Source organism: Marinibacterium sp. SX1, from assembly GCF_050389775.1.
Lineage (GTDB): Bacteria > Pseudomonadota > Alphaproteobacteria > Rhodobacterales > Rhodobacteraceae > Marinibacterium.
Window position 1 is genome coordinate 1969920 of the sequence record NZ_CP177144.1, and the last position, 17912, is coordinate 1987831.

Below are 17912 nucleotides of genomic sequence, written 5' to 3' on the forward strand. Positions count from 1 at the left end.
CCCGCACTATCATTCTCAAGCTGAAACGCCCGGGCCGGCCGTTTCCGGCGCCGAAATCGCAACTTTTTCAGAAATTTTTATCGCAGCCGCCGGGCGCGGGGTGTCGTGGGTGCGACATCTGCCGTCAAGGAATTGGAAACACGCGATTTTCCGGGTGTCAGGGCCGTTTGGCCACCAGCGCCAGGTTGTTGGCGGGCATCTCGCGGGTCTCGACCAGGGTCAGCCCGCCGGCGGTCAGCCGGTCGCGCACGGCGTCGATCTCCTTGTATCCGATCCGCGGATCGGCCGCGCGCAGCTCGGCGTCGAACCGGGCATCACCATCGCTGGTCAGCCGGCCGGCGCGGCGGAACGGCCCATAGACGACGAACCGCCCGCCGGAGGCCAGGGCAAGGGGCACCTCGTCCAGCAGGGCCAGGGCCTCGTCCATGGGCACCAGGTGCAGCAGGTTGCACAGCACGATCAGATCCTGCCCGCCGTGCGCGGCGGCCCAGCCGGGGGTGCAGGCATCCAGCGGCCGGGCGGCCAGGATGTTGGCGTGGCCGGCGTCGCGGGCATGGGCGTCAATGCTCGCCCGGCGGGCGGCATCGGGTTCGGTGGGCTGCCAGGTCAGGCCGGGCAGGCGGGCGGCAAAGGTGACGACGTGCTGGCCGGTGCCGCTGGCGATTTCAAGCGCGCGGCCACGAGGCGGGGCGACATCGGCCAGCAGGTCGGCGATCGGCCCGGCGTTGCGGGCGGCCGAGGGGGCAAAGAGCCGGTCGCCCTCGCGCGGTTCGGCGACGCTGGCCGAGGGGGGCAGGGGGCGTTGGGTCATGGGCATGCGATCCGGTCGGTGGCGGGCCGGCGGCGGGCGCCGGCCGGGGGATGGGCCCAGATGTGGCACGGGAGAGCCGGTGGTGGAAGGGCGACCTTGGCCGGGTGCCGGTTTCTTGACCGCAGGGTGGGGCGAAGCTGTGCAAGGGGTGGACGGTCAGGGCGGGAAACAGGTCAGGTTCAGGGCTGAAGGCCGGGCCGCTTAAACACGCCGGGCGGTGCAGATGGGATTCCCCCTATCGGTCGGGCCGGGCGCATGTTACCCAGCGGCCGATCGCCAGACCATCGCGCGGTGCCAACCCCGATCAGACTGGATGGGAGCTTCCCGATGACCAATCTCACCCCCGAAGGCCAGACCATCGTCAACGACGTGGCCACGCGCCACGGGTTCAGCCCCGATGCCGTGACCCATGTGCTGGTCGCCCTGGACCAGGGCGGCGGCAGCCAGGCCCAGTTCAACCATTGGGAGCTGGGCGGCATGGGCCAATGGTCGCTGGGCGGCATGACCATGATCGGCGACATGTTCAACAACGGGCTCAAGGCCCGGGTCGACGGGCTGTGTGCCGAATTGTCCAACACGCTGGGTGGCGCGCGGGTCTTTCAGCCGCCGGCCGCCTGGCAGGGCCAGGGCGGATCGTTCCAGGGCCAGAGCCAGGGCGGCGGCCAGATGCAGATGCAGGGCGGCGGCGGTTTCGGCCAGTCGAGCCTCTTCGTGCCCGGGCCGGGCAGCGGCCAGTGGTGGCCCCAGGACCTGGGCCAGCCCGGATCGCAGGGCGCGCAGAACGATCTGAAATATGCCTATTTCCCGGCGATCTGCCGGCTGGCCATCCTGCTGAACGGGCAGGTCACGGTCTATGACACCGGGGCGCATAACATCGGCGGGTTCGGCCAGCAGCAATCGGGCGACCAGTCGCTGACCTTTACCAGCCAGTTCGGCATGGTCCGCGTGGCCGATCTGCCGGTGGTGCAGGCCGCCGATGGCGGCGCACCGATGCCCGGGCCCATGGAGGCGGCGGCCGATGGCATGGCCGAAATGGCGCCCGAGCCGTTCCAGCCCGAACCGCCCGTCGATCCCGGCCCGGCGCCGCAGGCCGGCTGGCAGCCCGATCCCGTCACGCCCATGACGCCGCCTGCCGCCCCGGCGCCAGGCGCAGGCGCCGTGCCGTCCAGCGACAGCGATGCCATCTTTGCCACGCTGGAAAAGCTGGGCGCGCTGCGTGACAAGGGCATCCTGTCCGACGAGGAATTCTCGGCCAAGAAGACCGAGCTTCTGTCCCGCCTCTGAGCGGCCCGTAGGATGGGTGCTTGCACCCATCCTACAGCGTGACGCCCGGATCAGAGGTTGCGGATCGGTCAGGGATTCCCGCCTGACGTGTGCGTCACATATCTGTTACATTGAGGCCTTTCGAACCCGTCATTGGATGGAGGAAGGCATGATCATTCGCACCATAGACGCGCTGATTGCCGGGCGCAGCCTGGTGTCGGTGCGCCAGGACGCCACGGTGCGCACGGCCTGCGGGCTGCTCAACGACCACAATGTCGGCGCCCTGGCGGCCATGGATGGCGGGGCGCTGACCGGCATCATGAGCGAGCGCGACGTCATCCGCCAATGCCTGCACGAGCCCGGGGCCCTGGACCGCATGCGCGTGTCAGACATCATGACCCGCGACCCGGTGACCATCCGGCGCAGCGCCGGCCTGGCCGATGCCATGGCCCGGATGCAGGACGGCGGCTTTCGCCACCTGCCGGTGCTGGATGACGACGGCCGGGTCGTGGGCATGATCTCGCTGCGCGACATCCCGACATCCTACCGCATGATGGCCGAGCGTTTCCGCGAATACACCGACGGCGACATCCCGGTCTGAGGTCGGCCGAGCGGGACGCGGCGGGCATGGGGATGGCGCCGCGCGACAGACCGGCAGACGACAGAAGGCCCCGCCGAACCGGCGGGGCCTTCTGCTCGTTCACATGACGGGGCCGGGCGACCGGCCCGGCGGCGGCGCTTACTGCGGGATCTCGCCGGTCAGGCCTTCGACATAGAAATCCATGCCGGCCAGGGTGCCGTCATCGGCCACTTCGCCGCCGGCCAGCCAGGGCGAGCCGTCCTGCTTGTTCAGCGGGCCGGTGAAGGGATGATACTGGCCGTTGGCAATGCCGTTCATGACCTCCAGCGCGGCGGCCTTGACGTCCTCGGGCACGGCGTCGGTGATCTCGCCGATCTCGACCATGCCGGGGGCGATGCCATCCCAGGTCATCGTGCTTTCCCAGGTGCCGTCCATCACGGCCTTTGTGCGCGCGATGTAATAGGGCGCCCAGTTGTCGATGATCGACGACACGCGCGGGGCGGGCTTGTATTCACCCATGTCCGACGCCTGGCCGAAGCCGATGACATTGCCGGCGGCCTTGGCCGCGGCCAGCGGGGCGGTGGAATCGGTGTGCTGCAGCACGACGTCCGCGCCCTGTTCGATCAGCACCTTGGCCGCGTCGGCCTCCTTGGCCGGGTCGAACCAGGTATAGGCCCAGACGATCTTGAACTCGACGTCGGGGTTGACCTTCTTGGCGTGGATATAGGCCGCGTTGATGCCCCGGATGACCTCGGGGATCGGGTAGGACCCGATGTAGCCGATGATGTTGCTTTCGGTCATCATGCCGGCGATCGTGCCCTGCACGGCGCGGCCTTCATAGAAGCGGGCCGAATAGGTCGAGACGTTGGGCGCGGTCTTGTAGCCGGTGGCATGTTCGAACTTCACGTCCGGGAACTTGGCCGCGACATTGATCGTCGGGTCCATGTAGCCGAAGGACGTGGTAAAGATCAGGTCGGCCCCGCCAAGCGCCATCTGGGTGATGACCCGCTCGGCATCCGGGCCTTCGGCCACGTTCTCGACATAGACGGTTTCGACGTCGTCGCCAAAGGCCTCTTCCACGGCCAGCCGGCCCTGGTTGTGTTCATAGGTCCAGCCGCCGTCGCCCACCGGGCCCACGTAGACAAAGCCGACCTTGGTCTGGGCCAGCGCGGCACCGGCCAGGCCCAGGGCCATGGCGACACCGGCCAGAAGAGAAGTGCGTTTCATATCTATCCCCTAGTTTTCAGGTTCTTGGCCCCGAGGCATCAGCTCGAGGCATGGAAGATCCGACCCAGAGAGGCCGGAGCATTGCTCTTGTCCGCCGACAGGATCACGAGCACGAGGATCGTGATCAGGTAGGGCGACATTGCAAGATATTCGACGGGTATCGCAACACCTGCCGCCTGCAGATTAAGCTGCAACACGGTGACGCCGCCGAAAAGGTAGGCACCGATCAGCACGCGCCAGGGTTTCCAGCTGGCAAAGACGACCAGGGCCAGGGCGATCCAGCCGATTCCGGCGGTCATGCCTTCGGTCCATTGGGGCACGCGGATCAGGCTGATATAGGCCCCGCCCAGCCCGGCACAGGCCCCGCCGAAGAGGATGGCCAGCACGCGGATGCGCTTGACCTTGTAGCCCAGGGCATGGGCGGCATCGTGGTTTTCGCCCACCGCGCGCAGGATCAGCCCGGCGCGGGTGAATTTCAGCACGGCCCAGGTGCCGGCCACGATCAGGATGCCGACGTACAGCATGGCATCATGGCCAAAGAGGATCGGGCCGATCACCGGCAGATCGCCGAGCGCGCCAAAGGCATCTCCTGTCTCGGGCGGCTTGATGCCCACGTAGGACTGGCCCATCAGGGCCGACAGGCCCAGGCCGAACAGCGTCAGGGCCAGGCCCGAGGCCACCTGGTTGGCCAGGGCGAACTGGGTCAGCACGGCAAAGAGCACCGACAGCAGCGCCCCGCCGATGGCCGCGGCGACAAAGCCCACGGCCGGCGAGCCGGTCTCGACCGAAATGGCAAAGCCGCAGATCGCGCCGGTGATCATCATGCCCTCGACGCCCAGGTTCAGGACGCCGGCCTTCTCGACGACCAACTCGCCGATGGCGGCCAGCAGCAGGGGCGTGGCCGCGACCATGAGCGAGGCGATCAGCAGGACGGGATTGATGGCGCTCAGGTCCATGGGGTGGCTCCCTTTGCGAAGACAGGGGCTGTGGTATGCGGGAGGGCAGGCCCGGACCGCGCCCACCCGTCGCCATCGTGCCCGGCCCGATGGCGCATCGAAGGGCGATCGCCGCTATCCGGGGCGGCCCGGCGCGCGGGGGGCTGGTGGCAGGGGGCATGCAACACCGGACGCATCACGCCACCTCGCTCTTTGCGAACCGGATGCGGTAATTGGTCAGCAGGTCGAAGGCCAGCAGGAAGAACAGCAGCATGCCCTGGAAGACCTGGATCGCCGCCGCCGGCAGGCCCAGGTTCGACTGGGCGATCTCGCCGCCGATATAGGTCAGGGCCATCAGCCCGCCGGCCAGCAGGATGCCGACCGGGTGCAGCCGGCCCAGGAAGGCTACGATGATCGCCGTGAACCCGTAGCCCACGTTGAAATCGATGGTGACCTGCCCGGCCGGCCCGGCCACTTCGAACAGCCCGGCCAGCCCGGCCAGCGCCCCCGACATGCCCAGGCAGAACAGCACCAGCCGCGCCGGTTTCACCCCGGAGAACCGCGCCGCCCGGGGGGCCTCGCCGGTCAGGCGGATCTGGAAACCCAGCATGTGCCGGTTGAGCAGCACATAGGCAAAGATCACGGCGATGAAGGCAAAGACCACGCCCCAATGCATGCCCGACCCGGCGATCAGCTCGGCATTGTGGGCCGAGGGGTATTGCTGCAGGTTGCGGCTGCCCGGAAAGCCAAAGCCCTCGGGGTTCTTGAGAAAGGACAGCGAGGCCGCGGCGAGGAATTGCTCGGCCACGTAGACCAGCATCAGCGACACCAGGATCTCGTTGGTTCCGAACCGGACCTTGAGCACGGCCGGGATCATCGCCCAGACCCAGCCGCCAAAGGCCCCGCCCAGCACCATCAGCGGAAAGACCAGCAGGCTTTCGGTGGGATAAAAGGCCAGCCCCACCGCCGCGCCGCAGATGGCGCCCATGATGTACTGGCCCTCGGCCCCGATGTTCCAGATGCCGGCGCGAAAGCCCAGCGACAGGCCGATGGCGATCAGCACCAGCGGCGCGCCCTTCACCAGCAATTGCGGCCGGTAGTAGAACGAGAACTCGCCAAAGAGCGGATCCCAGAAGATGGTGCGGATGGCCTCGGCCGGGTTCTTGCCCAGCAGGGCGAAGAGCAGCCCGCCAAAGACCATCGTGGCCAGCACCGCCACGACCGGCGTGGCCAGCGACCACAGGTCCGACGGCTGGGGACGTTTTTCCAGCTTGATCATGCGTCAGTCTTTCCGTGCTGCCCTGTCCAACCGCACCGCCCGGCGCAGCCGGTCAGCGGTGAGGTGGGGTTCAGGATCGTCCAGTGGACGATCCGCCCCCTCCGAACACCTCCCCCCGGAGGCCGCTTTGGCGATGTCATTGGCAACACGCGCGACATTGCCTCTTTTGAGCGCCCGAACCGACCCACCGGACCGAAGCGACCTCCAGGTCGGCGGCTACCCGGCTGCGCCTCTGTTTCAATCGTCGCTCCGACCTCACACATGCGCCACCTCCATGCCATGCGCGCCGCCCATCATCAGACCGATCTCGTCGATCGTCAGGCCGGATGTCGGGCGCGGGGCGGTCAGCCGGCCTTCGTTCAGCGCGGCGAAATTGTCGGCGATCTCCATCAGCTCGTCGAGATCCTGGCTGATCACCACCAGCGCCGCGCCTCCGGCGGCCAGGTCCAGCAGGGCCTGGCGGATCGCCGCCGCCGCGGCGGCATCGACGCCCCAGGTCGGCTGGTTGACCACCAGCACCTCGGGCTTTTGCAGGACCTCGCGGCCGATGACGAATTTCTGCAGGTTGCCCCCCGACAGCGACCGGGCGGCATTGCCCGGGCCGGGGGTGCGCACGTCGAAGGCCTGGATGATGCGCTCGGCAAACTGGCGGGCCGCGCCCCATTTCAGGAAGCCCCGGGTCACCAGCCCTTCGCGCAGGGCGCCGGTCAGCATGGCATTCTCGGTCAGGCTCATGTCGGGCGCCGCCGCATGGCCCAGCCGTTCCTCGGGCGCGGTCAGCAGGCCCAGCTCGCGCCGCCGGGCCGGGCCCAGCGTGCCGACGGGCCGGTCATGCAGGCGGACCGCATCGCCCCGGGTGCGGATCTCGCCCGAGAGCACGGCCAGCAATTCGTCCTGGCCGTTGCCGGCCACCCCGCCGATGCCCAGGATCTCGCCTTTGCGCACCGACAGGCCCAGGTCCTTGAGCGACGTGCCAAAGGCCGACGGCGAGGCCGCCGACAGCCCGCGGATCTCAAGCGCCACGGCGCCCAGTTCGCGCCCGGCCCGCTGCGGGGTCTGCAGGGCGGTGCCGACCATCATCTCGGCCATCTCCCGGGCGGTGGTCTCGCGCGGGATGCAGGTGCCGACGTTGCGGCCCAGCCGCAGGATCGTGGCGTTGTCGCAAAGCGTGCGGATCTCTTCCAGCTTGTGCGAGATGTAGAGGATGGCCGTGCCTTCCGAGCTGAGCTTGCGCAGGGTCTGGAACAGGATGTCGACCTCCTGCGGGGTCAGCACGCTGGTCGGTTCGTCCATGATCAGCAGCTTGGGGTCCTGCAGCAGGCAGCGGATGATCTCGACCCTCTGGCGCTCGCCGGCCGACAGGTCGCCGACGATGCGCGCGGGATCGAGCGGCAGGCCATAGGTTTCGGAGACCTCGCGGATGCGTCGGGCCAGGTCGCGCAGGGGCGGCGGGTTTTCCATGCCCAGGGCGATGTTCTCGGCCACGTTCAGCGCGTCGAACAGCGAGAAATGCTGGAACACCATGGCAATGCCGTCGGCCCGCGCGGCGCGCGGTTCGGCCGGGGCATAGGGCGTGCCGCGCAGGATCATCTCGCCGCTGTCGGGCTTGACCAGCCCGTAGATCATCTTGACCAGCGTGGATTTCCCCGCGCCGTTCTCGCCCAGCAGGGCATGGACCTCGCCGGGGGCGATGTCGAAGGACACGGTGTCGTTGGCCACGACGCCGGGATAGGCCTTGGTCAGGCCCCTGATGCTCAGGAGTGGGGTCATGCAATGGCCTCGCGACGCGCCGCCTGCGAGGGCGCGAGGAGCCGCGCCGCCACGCCGATGGCGATGGCATGGGGGTGCTTGCCCAGGGCCGGGTCGCCGATCGGGCAGGTGATCCGGGCGATCTCGCCCGGGCCGTGGCCCAGCCCGGCCAGTCGGGAGCGGAACCGCGCCCATTTGGTCTGCGACCCGATCAGCCCGGCAAAGGCAAAGCCATGGGTCAGCAGGGCATGGCACAGGTCCAGGTCCAGCGCGTGGGAATAGGTCAGGATCAGGTGTTCGGCGGCCTGCGGCGCATGGGGTACCAGCGCGGCCGGGGTGGCGGCCGGCAGGACCGTCACGCGGTCGGGCACGGTGGCGGGGAACCGCCCGGGCCCGGTGTCGACCCAGGTGATGGCCAGGTCGGGCAGGGGAGCCAGCACGTCGACCAGCGCCCGGCCCACGTGGCCCGCGCCCCAGATCCACAGCGGCCGCACCGCCCGGGCCAGCGGCTCGACCATCCAGCCGTCGACCAGCCCGGCCGCCGGCCGTTCACCCCGGTCCCTGGCCCGGGCCAGGATGCGTTCGACGCTCAGCGGCACCGGGCCAGCCCCAAAGGTCGCCGCCGTGACCGTTCCCGAAGCTTCCGCCGACACCGAAGAAGCCGCCGCTCCCGAAGATACCGCTGCCGGGGTTTTTGCCGAAGTCGCCGCTGCCGCTGCTGCCGAATACGCCCCGGCCTGCGCCAAAGACGAACGCGCCGCAGCCTCTGCCGACGACATCCCAGCCGCCGCTCCTGGCGCCGAAGACGCCAACGCCCCCACCGGCCGGGCCAGCACATCGGTCGTGCCGGCATCCAGCCGGGCCAGGTCGTCGCGGGTGAAGCCTTCGGTCAGCAGGGTCACCGCCCCGCCGCAGCACTGGCCCAGGTCGGGCCCCAGCGCCTGCCGGCTCAGCCCGCGCCGCCCGGCCCGGGCTGCCGCCGCGGCCTCGAATTCCAGCGTGCCGCCGCCGATCGTGCCGCTCTGGCCGCCGTCCCAGACCAGCATCGCCGCGCCGACCTCGCGCGGGGCCGAGCCCCGGACCTCGGCCACGACAACCCGGCTGACCGGCCCGTGGGCCAGGGCCGCGCGCAGCGCCTCGACATCAAATCCCATCTTCCATCCCCCGGATCGCGCGCCAGACCTCCTCGGCCGTCGCCGGCGCGTTCAGCCCGGGATAGCCGCCCCGGCCGCAGGATGCCACCGCATCGCTGAGCGCCAGCCAGGCCGAGATGCCCAGCATGAAGGGCGGCTCGCCCACGGCCTTGGACCGATAGATCGTCTCTTCCCGGTTCCGCCCGTCCCAGAGCGCCACGTTGAACACGTCGGGCCGGTCCGAACAGGCCGGGATCTTGTAGGTCGAGGGCGCATGGGTACGCAGCCGGCCCTTGTCGTCCCAGACCAGCTCTTCGGTGGTCAGCCAGCCGGCGCCCTGCACATAGGCCCCTTCGACCTGGCCGATATCCAGCGCCGGGTTCAGCGAGGCCCCGGCATCATGCAGCACGTCGGCCCGCAGGATGCGGTTCTCGCCGGTCAGCCGGTCGATGGCCACCTCGGTCACCGCCGCCCCATAGGCAAAGTAGAAAAACGGCCGGCCATCGCCCCGGATGCGGTCCCAGTCGACCTTGGGCGTCTTGTAGAACCCCGTCGACGACAGGCTGACCCGCCCGGCATAGGCCTTGCCCGCGGCCTCGGCGAAACTCATCCGCTCGGTGCCCACGGTGACGTGGCCGTCGGCAAAATGCACATCCGTCACGTCGGCCTGGTAGACCTGGGCCAGGTAGGCCGCCATGCGGTCGCGGATCGTGTCGCAGGCCGCCTTGACCGCCATGCCGTTCAGGTCGCTGCCCGACGAGGCCGCCGTGGCCGAGGTATTGGGCACCTTGGCCGTATCCGTCGCGGTGATCTTGACCGCGTCCATGCCCACGCCGAACCGGCTGGCCGCCACCTGGGCGACCTTCTGGAACAGGCCCTGGCCCATCTCGGTGCCACCGTGGTTGAGGTGGATCGAGCCGTCCTGGTAGACATGCACCAGCGCGCCGGCCTGGTTGAGATGGGTCAGCGTGAAGGAAATGCCGAACTTGACCGGCGAAAAGCCGATGCCCTTCTTCACGATCGGGTTGGTCGCGTTCCAGGCCGCCACGGCCTCCTTGCGCGCGGCATAATCCGACGAGGCCAGCAGCGCCTCGGTCATCTCGTGCAGCTCGAAATCCTCGACCAGCTGGCCATAGGGCGTGCGGGCCCTGGCCGATGCCGGTTCCGTTCCCGTGCCCCCCGCGCCGGGGGCATTGCTGGCCACCTCGCCGGCGGCGGGGTAGTAATTGCGCCGGCGCAGCTCGACCGGGTCGAGGCCCAGGTCGCGGGCCACGTGGTCCATGATCCGTTCCATGCCGATCATGCCCTGCGGCCCGCCAAAGCCGCGAAAGGCCGTGGCGCTCTGCATGTTGGTCTTCAGCCGGTGCGAGGTGATGCGCACCTCGGGGATCCAATAGGCATTGTCGGCATGCAGCATCGCCCGGTCGGCCACCGGCAGCGACAGGTCCATGCCCCAGCCGCAGCGGGTGTAATGGGTGACATCCACGGCCAGCAGCCGGCCGTCCTCGTCGAAACCGGCCCGGTAGTCGATGCGGAAATCATGGCGCTTGCCGGTGATCACCATGTCGTCGTCGCGATCATAGCGCATCGACGCCGCCCGGCCGGTGGCCCGGGCGACCACCGCGCAGGCGATGGCCAGCGCGTTGCCCTGGCTTTCCTTGCCCCCGAACCCGCCGCCCATGCGCCGGGTTTCCACCCGCACGGCATGCATCGGCACGCCCAGGGCCTCGGCCACCTTGTGCTGGATCTCGGTCGGATGCTGGGTCGACGATCCGACGATCATGTCGCCGCCTTCCTGGGGCAGGGCCATGGCCGCCTGGCTTTCCAGGTAGAAATGTTCCTGGCCGCCGATCTCGAACCGCCCTTCGACCCTGCGCGGCGCGCCGGCCAGGGCCGTGTCGACATCGCCCCGGCCATAGACCCGGGGGCCTTCCTCGAACCGGCTGTCGGCGGCCAGGGCGTCTTCGATCGTCAGGATCGGCGTGTCCTCGACATACTCGACCCGGGCCAGCCGCACCGCCTTGCGCGCGGCCAGGTGGCTGGTCGCGGCCACCAGGAACAGCGGCTGGCCGACGTAATGCACGCTGCCGTCGCTGAGCAGCGGCTCGTCATGGGCCGAAGGCGAGACATCATTGGCAAAGGGCAGGTCGTCGGCCGTCATCACGCAGGCCACGCCCGGCGCGGCGCGCACGGCATCGAGATCCATCGCCGCGATCCGCCCGCGGGCGATCTCGGACAGGCCGAAGGCCAGTTGCAGCGCGCCGGCGGGCAGGGGGATGTCGTCGACATAGCGCGCCTGGCCGGTCACGTGCAGGCGGGCGGCGTCGTGGGGCAGGGGCTTGGCCACGCTCATGCCCGCACCTCCAGGACCGACGTGGCCAGCCCGGCATCCTCGGCCCAGTAGCGTTCCAGCATCGCCCCGGCCGCATCCAGCCGATAGGCCGCCGAGGCGCGCATGTCGTCCATCGGGCTGAAATCGCGGGCCAGCGCCTCGCGCGCGGCGGCAATGGTCTCGCCGGTCCAGGGCCGGTCGCGCAGGGCGGCCTCGGTGTGGCCGGCCCGCCGGGGCACCCCGGCCAGTCCGCCGAAGGCAATGCGCGCGCCGGTCACCTGGCCCTTGTCGGTGGTGATGCTGAACGCCCCGCAGACGGCCGAGATGTCCTGGTCGAACCGTTTCGACAGCTTGTAGACCCGCAGCCGGTCGGCCTGGCGCGGAAAGCTCACGGCCTCGACGAATTCGCCGGGCTCGCGGTCCTGGCGGCCGTAGTCGAGGAAGAAGTCCTCGATCGGCAGGGACCGCCGGTCATCGCCCTTGCGCAGCCACAGGGTCGCGCCCAGGGCGATCAGGGCCGGCGGGTTGTCCCCGATGGGCGAGCCATTGGCGATGTTGCCGCCCAGCGTCGCCGCGCCGCGCACCTGCACCGAACCATACCGCCGGATCATCTCGGCATAGGACGGGTGCAGCGGGGCCATGGCCGCGCGCCAGCGTTCCATGTCGACCATGGCCCCGGCGCGCACCTCGGTCTCGGTGATGTCGATCGTCTTGAGATCCTCGCAGCGGCCCAGGAAGATCACCGGGGCGATGTCGCGCAGCCCCTTGGTCACCCACAGCCCGACGTCGGTCGCCCCGGCCACCAGCGTGGCCTGGGGTTCGGCGTGATAGATCCGGGCCAGCTCGTCGGCGCTGGCCGGGGCGTATTCCGACGTGCCCTCGGCCGGGGGCGGGGTGTCGCGCATCCAGTCGGGCACCGGTCGGTCGGCCGCCGCCTTGGCCGCCCGCACGATGGGCGCATAGCCCGTGCAGCGGCACAGGTTGCCCGCCAGCCGGTCGTCGAAATCGCGCTGGCCGTTGAGATGGGCGCAGGCCATCGAAGCCAGGAAGCCCGGCGTGCAAAAGCCGCACTGGCTGCCGTGATGGGTGATCATCTCGTCCTGGACCGGGTGCAATTCGCCATCCGGCCCGGCCAGCCCCTCGACCGTGCGCACGGCCTTGCCGTCAAGTTGGGGCAGCAACAGGATGCAGGCGTTCAGCGCCTTCGCCCCCGCCGCATCGGTCACGATGACCGAACAGGCCCCGCAATCGCCTTCGTTGCAGCCTTCCTTGGTGCCGGTCAGCCGCCGCTCCTCGCGGAGCCAGTCAAGAAGTGTCCCGGTGGCCGGAACATTGTCGAGCGTGACCGTTTCGCCGTTCAGACGGAACGTGATCTTCATGGGCGTCTGCCTGCCACTGTCTGTTTGTCCCGGGGCCTGTCGCGCGCCCCCGCCCGATGCGGCGGAAAGCAGGGGCGCAGCCCGTCATCCTGCACAGAAAAGCGGCAACGCCGGCCCTAGGCAAGAGGCTGGCGCGACAAGTTGTGTCTTTGGGTGGCAATCGCCTATTCCGATAGCGTTGCGAGGTGTGGGTGGCTGGCCACCACATCGCCAGTCCGGGCCGGCCGCATTTGAATCCGGGCCGGCCCTATTTGAAGGAGTGGCCCGCGGCCATCCCGCACCGGGTCACGGACCGCAGCGCCTGCCGGTTCCGCCCAAACCGCCCCTTGGGTAGCCCCGACGGCCGGCTCCGCCCGGGCCATTGATCGGGCCACCCCGTCGACTTGCGATGCCCGCGCCACCCATTGGGCGACCCCGGCGGCCGTTTCCACCCGCGCCGCCCATTGGGCCATCCAGGCGACCAGACCCGCCCACATCAGGTATCGGGCCGCCCCGGTGCCCGGTTCGACCCTGGGCGCTTAATCGGCCATCTCGGCGGTCAGCAGCCGGGTGAGATTGTCCAGCGCCCCGGTCCAACCCTCGGCATAGCCCGCCAGCGTTTCCGGCCCGGTCAGGCTGACGATCTGCAAGGTCACCTTCAGGTGGCTGCCCATGTCGTCGGGGCGGATTTCCTGCGTGACCAGCGACAGTGACAGCATGTCCCCGCCAACGGTCAGCGTTTCGGTCAGCACCAGCCGGCCGGGCCCGTCGACCACGTGGAAATCGGCCGTCGCGGTGAATTCCGGGTTGTCCTTCGGCCCGCAGCGCGCCACCTCGCGGCCGCCCGGGCGGATGTCGCAGGCATCGATCTCGATCACCACGTCATCCGACGGCGCGTTCCAGACCCTGCGGGCCGCCGCATCGGTCATCACCGCGAACAGCCGCTCGGGGCTGGCCGCAAAGCGGCGTTCCAACACGAGCGTCTCGAAATCGCAGGGGGGTGTCTCGTCATTCATCGGGCTTTCCTTTCACTGATCCTGTCACTGTCTTCTTTTGCATGCGGGGCCGGGCGCCGCCGTCTGTCATCTCCCGTCATCATCCGTCACGACCCGTCGCCGGCCTCGCGGTCCAGCCGCTCGGCCAGGGCGCCCAGCCGGTCCAGCCGGCCTTCCCACATCCGCCTCTGGCGCTGCAGCCATTCCTCGGCCTGGCGCAGCGGAGCGGCCTCGATATGGACCATCCGCACCCGGCCGATCTTTTCCGACCGCACCAGGCCGGACCCTTCCAGCACCTTGATATGCTTGAGGAAGGTCGGCAGCGCGATGTCATGCGGCGCGTGCAGCTCGCCGACCGGCGCCGGGCCGGCCACCAGCCGTTCGATCACCGCCCGGCGGGTCGGATCGGACAGGGCCGCAAAGAACGCATCCATTTGGTTAGTCATGTGGCTAACCAATCCGCAAATGCCGATTCGCGCAAGATACTTTTCCAAGTGACTAACTGTCCTCCGGCCATCGCCCGAGGTCTTGCGCCCCCTTCGGGGTCGCCGTGGCGCCAGGCCCGGCCATGTGCCCCTGCCGCCCGCCGCCCTTGCTGCCGTCGCCCCGACGCGCCCCTTCCTGCTTCTTTCTCTTTATAAATATCCGGCCGTTCCCCGCCGCCTTCACCCCCTCCCGTAAAAGGCACCGCCGCCGGTCTTTCCCCCCGTTGCCCGCCTCCCGCCGGGCCACTAATCTTGCGCCATGAGCAGCACCCCCGGATTCGTCCACCTCCGCCTTCACACCGAATATTCCCTCCTCGAAGGCGCCGTCCGCCTCAAGAAGCTGCCCGGCCAATGCGCCGGTCTCGGCATGCCCGCCGTTGCCGTCACCGACACCAACAACCTCTTCTGCGCGCTGGAATTTTCCGTCGGCGCCGCTGATGCCGGGGTGCAGCCGATCATCGGCATGCAGACCGACCTGGCCTATCTCACGCCGGAACCGGGCGGCAAACCCAAGCCGCCCGCGCCGCTGGTCCTGCTGGCCCAGAACGAGACCGGCTACGAGAACCTGATGGAGCTCAACACCTGCCTCTACGTCGGCAAGCAGGGCGACCTGCTGCAGGTCACGCTGGACCAGATCGAGGCCCATGCCGAAGGGCTGATCTGCCTGACCGGCGGCCCCGACGGCCCGGTGGGCCGGCTGTTGCAGACCGGCCACCGCGCCGAGGCCGAGGCCCTGCTGCAACGCCTGTCCCGGGCCTTTCCCGACCGGCTCTATGTCGAGCTGCAGCGCCACCCGGGCGAGGACGGCCAGCCCGACGCCGAGAAACAGACCGAGCGCGGCCATGTCGAAATGGCCTATGCGATGGACCTGCCGCTGGTGGCCACCAACGATGTCTACTTCCCCAAGTCCGACATGTACGAGGCCCATGACGCGCTGATCTGCATCGCCGAGGGCGCCTATGTCGACCAGCAGGATGCCCGCCGCCGGCTGACCGCCCAGCATTACCTGAAATCGCCCCAGGAAATGGCCACGCTCTTTGCCGACCTGCCCGAAGCGGTGGAAAACACCGTCGAGATCGCGAAACGCTGCGCCTTCATGGCCTATCGCCGCAAGCCGATCCTGCCGAAATTCGCCGATGACGAGGTTGTCGAACTGCGCCGCCAGGCGGTCGAGGGGCTGAAGGCCCGGCTCGAGGTCATCCCCCATGCCGCCCCGGTCTCGGAATACGAGGAGCGGCTGGAATTCGAACTGGGCATCATCGAGGGCATGGGCTTTCCCGGCTACTTCCTGATCGTGGCCGATTTCATCAAGTGGGCCAAGGATCACGACATTCCGGTGGGGCCGGGACGGGGCTCGGGCGCGGGCAGCCTGGTGGCCTATGCGCTGACCATCACCAACCTCGACCCGCTGCGCTATTCGCTGCTGTTCGAGCGGTTCCTCAACCCCGAACGGGTCTCGATGCCCGACTTCGACATCGACTTCTGCATGGACCGCCGCGAAGAGGTCATCCGCTACGTCCAGGAGAAATACGGCCACGACAAGGTCGCCCAGATCATCACCTTCGGTGCGCTGCTGTCCAAGGCCGCCGTGCGCGATGTCGGGCGGGTGCTGCAGATGCCCTATGGCCAGGTCGACCGCCTGTCCAAGATGATCCCCGTCGAAGGGGTCAAGCCGGTCAGCATCGAAAAGGCCCTGCAGGACGAACCCCGCCTGCGCGAGGAGGCCCGCAACGAAGAGGTCGTCAAGCGCCTGCTGGATTATGGCCAGCAGGTCGAGGGCCTGTTGCGCAACGCTTCGACCCACGCCGCGGGCGTGGTCATCGGCGACCGGCCGCTCGACAAGCTGGTGCCGCTCTACCAGGATCCGCGTTCGGACATGCCGGCCACCCAGTTCAACATGAAATGGGTGGAACAGGCCGGGCTGGTCAAGTTCGACTTCCTCGGGCTCAAGACCCTGACCGTCATCCAGAACGCCATGGACCTGATCCTGAAATCCGGCCGTCCGCTGCACGTGGCGGCCGATGGCACCGAGCTCTACGAGCCGGTGGCGGGCACCGAGAACGACATCGACGCCATCCCGCTGGACGACGAGGCGACCTACAAGCTTTATGCCGCGGCCAAGACCGTGGCCGTGTTCCAGGTTGAAAGCTCGGGCATGATGGATGCGCTCAAGCGCATGAAACCCACCTGTATCGAGGACATCGTGGCCCTCGTGGCGCTCTATCGCCCGGGGCCCATGGAAAACATCCCGACCTATTGCGAGGTCAAGAACGGCCAGCGCGAGATCACGTCGGTCCATGCCTCGATCGACCATATCCTGGCCGAGACCCAGGGCATCATCGTCTACCAGGAACAGGTGATGCAGATCGCCCAGGTCATGGCCGGCTACAGCCTTGGCGGCGCCGACCTTCTGCGCCGGGCCATGGGCAAGAAGATCAAGGAGGCGATGGACGCCGAACGCCCGAAATTCACCAAAGGCGCGATGGAAAACGGCGTCGACGAGGCCAAGGCCAAGGAGGTTTTCGACCTCCTGGAGAAATTCGCCAACTACGGGTTCAACAAGTCCCACGCCGCGGCCTACGCGGTGGTCAGCTACCAGACCGGCTGGCTCAAGGCCAATCACCCGGTGGAATTCATGGCCGGGGTGATGAATTGCGATATCCACCTGACCGACAAGCTGGCCATCTACTTCCAGGAGGTCCGCAAGGGTCTGGGCCTGCCCTACGTGCCGCCCTGCGTCAATCGCTCCGAGGCCACGTTCGACGTGATCGAAGGCCGGCTGGTCTATGCCCTGGGCGCGCTCAAGAATGTCGGCCTCGACGCCATGCGCCTGGTGGTCGACGGGCGGGGCGGGCAGCCCTTTGTCAATCTCTACGATTTCGCCCGCCGGGTCGATCTGAAGAAGGTCGGCAAGCGGCCGCTGGAAATGCTGGTGCGGGCCGGGGCCTTTGACACGCTCGACGGCAACCGCCGGCGGGTCTTTGACAGCCTCGATGCCCTGGTCGGCTATTCGGCCGCGATCCACGAACAGCGCGCCTCGGCCCAGGTCTCGCTCTTTGGCGAGGCCGGCGAGGACCTGCCCGAACCGCGCCTGTCACCGGTGTCGGACTGGCTGCCGGCCGAACGGCTGGGCGAGGAATTCAAGGCCATCGGCTTTTACCTGACCGGCCATCCGCTCGACGATTACATGGGTCCGCTGCGCCGCCAGAACGTGCTGACCTTCGACGAGGTCACGGCCAAGGCCCAGAACGGCCCGCTGATCGCCAAGTTGGCCGGCGTGGTCACCGCCCGGCAGGAACGCAAGTCGGCCAAGGGCAACCGCTTTGCCTTCGTCGGCCTGTCCGATCCCACCGGCAATTACGAGGTCACGCTGTTTTCCGAGGCGCTGGAAGCCTCGCGCGAATTCCTCGAGGCCGGGTCCAATGTCGTTGTCACGGCCGAAGCCACGCTGGAGGCCGACCAGCTCAAGCTGCTGGGCCGGTCGATCGCCCCGATCGACAGCGCCGTGGCGGCGGGCGGGTCGTCGGGCCTGCGGATCTTCATCGACGATGCGGCGGCCGTGTCGGTCGTGGCGGCCGTGCTGGAACAGGCCCGGGCGGCGGCGAAACAGGCCGCCCGCGGGCCGGTCCAGCTGTGCCTGCAACATCCCTCGCTGCCCGGCGAGGTCGACATGGACCTGGGCGCCGATTTCACCGTCAGCCCCCAGGTCAAGGGCGCGCTGAAATCGCTCGACGGGGTGATCACGGTCGAGGAGCTGTAGGGCGG

Annotated in this window: 13 protein-coding genes; 3 read left to right on the forward strand and 10 right to left on the reverse strand. The window is 68.7% G+C overall.

Going from position 1 to position 17912, the window contains the following annotated elements:
• Positions 1 to 157 precede the first annotated feature (157 nt).
• Positions 158 to 811, reverse strand: a complete 654-nt coding sequence (locus ACK3BB_RS08720; RefSeq protein ID WP_428928333.1) for a DUF938 domain-containing protein — start codon at positions 809 to 811, stop codon at positions 158 to 160.
• Positions 812 to 1138: 327 nt separating this feature from the next.
• Between ACK3BB_RS08720 and ACK3BB_RS08725 the strand changes: the two genes are divergently transcribed.
• A complete protein-coding gene (locus ACK3BB_RS08725; protein WP_428928334.1) occupies positions 1139 to 2095 on the forward strand; it encodes an SHOCT domain-containing protein in 957 nt (318 codons plus the stop codon).
• A gap of 148 nt (positions 2096 to 2243) precedes the next feature.
• Positions 2244 to 2675: a CBS domain-containing protein gene (locus tag ACK3BB_RS08730; RefSeq protein WP_428928335.1), complete on the forward strand. Its 432-nt coding sequence runs from the start codon at positions 2244 to 2246 to the stop codon at positions 2673 to 2675.
• Between the two features lie 138 nt (positions 2676 to 2813).
• Here ACK3BB_RS08730 and ACK3BB_RS08735 read toward each other — a convergent pair whose 3' ends face one another.
• The 9 genes from ACK3BB_RS08735 to ACK3BB_RS08775 form a co-directional block, all read right to left on the reverse strand.
• A complete protein-coding gene (locus ACK3BB_RS08735; protein WP_428928336.1) occupies positions 2814 to 3881 on the reverse strand; it encodes a BMP family ABC transporter substrate-binding protein in 1068 nt (355 codons plus the stop codon).
• 38 nt (positions 3882 to 3919) lie between these two features.
• Complete coding sequence (locus tag ACK3BB_RS08740) at positions 3920 to 4837, reverse strand: ABC transporter permease (protein WP_428928337.1); 918 nt, start codon at positions 4835 to 4837, stop codon at positions 3920 to 3922.
• A gap of 175 nt (positions 4838 to 5012) precedes the next feature.
• Positions 5013 to 6095 (reverse strand): ABC transporter permease, encoded by a 1083-nt coding sequence (locus tag ACK3BB_RS08745; RefSeq protein ID WP_428928338.1) that lies wholly within the window; start codon positions 6093 to 6095, stop codon positions 5013 to 5015.
• 255 nt (positions 6096 to 6350) lie between these two features.
• The gene (locus ACK3BB_RS08750; protein WP_428928339.1) at positions 6351 to 7865 is read right to left on the reverse strand and encodes an ABC transporter ATP-binding protein; all 1515 of its coding nucleotides are present in this window, start codon (positions 7863 to 7865) and stop codon (positions 6351 to 6353) included.
• Positions 7862 to 8998, reverse strand: coding sequence for a xanthine dehydrogenase accessory protein XdhC (gene xdhC, locus ACK3BB_RS08755; RefSeq protein ID WP_428928340.1), 1137 nt, complete (start codon positions 8996 to 8998; stop codon positions 7862 to 7864). The genes ACK3BB_RS08750 and xdhC overlap by 4 nt, the downstream gene beginning before the upstream one ends.
• Positions 8988 to 11330 (reverse strand): xanthine dehydrogenase molybdopterin binding subunit, encoded by a 2343-nt coding sequence (xdhB, locus tag ACK3BB_RS08760; RefSeq protein WP_428928341.1) that lies wholly within the window; start codon positions 11328 to 11330, stop codon positions 8988 to 8990. The genes xdhC and xdhB overlap by 11 nt, the downstream gene beginning before the upstream one ends.
• Complete coding sequence (xdhA, locus tag ACK3BB_RS08765; protein WP_428928342.1) at positions 11327 to 12688, reverse strand: xanthine dehydrogenase small subunit; 1362 nt, start codon at positions 12686 to 12688, stop codon at positions 11327 to 11329. The genes xdhB and xdhA overlap by 4 nt, the downstream gene beginning before the upstream one ends.
• A 518-nt stretch (positions 12689 to 13206) precedes the next feature.
• Entirely contained in the window at positions 13207 to 13683 is a 477-nt protein-coding gene (locus tag ACK3BB_RS08770; RefSeq protein ID WP_428928343.1) for an SRPBCC family protein, read from the reverse strand.
• Positions 13684 to 13769: 86 nt separating this feature from the next.
• On the reverse strand, positions 13770 to 14108 hold the full coding sequence (locus tag ACK3BB_RS08775) for an ArsR/SmtB family transcription factor (protein WP_428928344.1): 339 nt from the start codon (positions 14106 to 14108) through the stop codon (positions 13770 to 13772).
• Between the two features lie 298 nt (positions 14109 to 14406).
• Between ACK3BB_RS08775 and dnaE the strand changes: the two genes are divergently transcribed.
• The gene (gene dnaE / locus ACK3BB_RS08780; RefSeq protein WP_428928345.1) at positions 14407 to 17907 is read left to right on the forward strand and encodes a DNA polymerase III subunit alpha; all 3501 of its coding nucleotides are present in this window, start codon (positions 14407 to 14409) and stop codon (positions 17905 to 17907) included.
• Positions 17908 to 17912 lie beyond the last annotated feature (5 nt).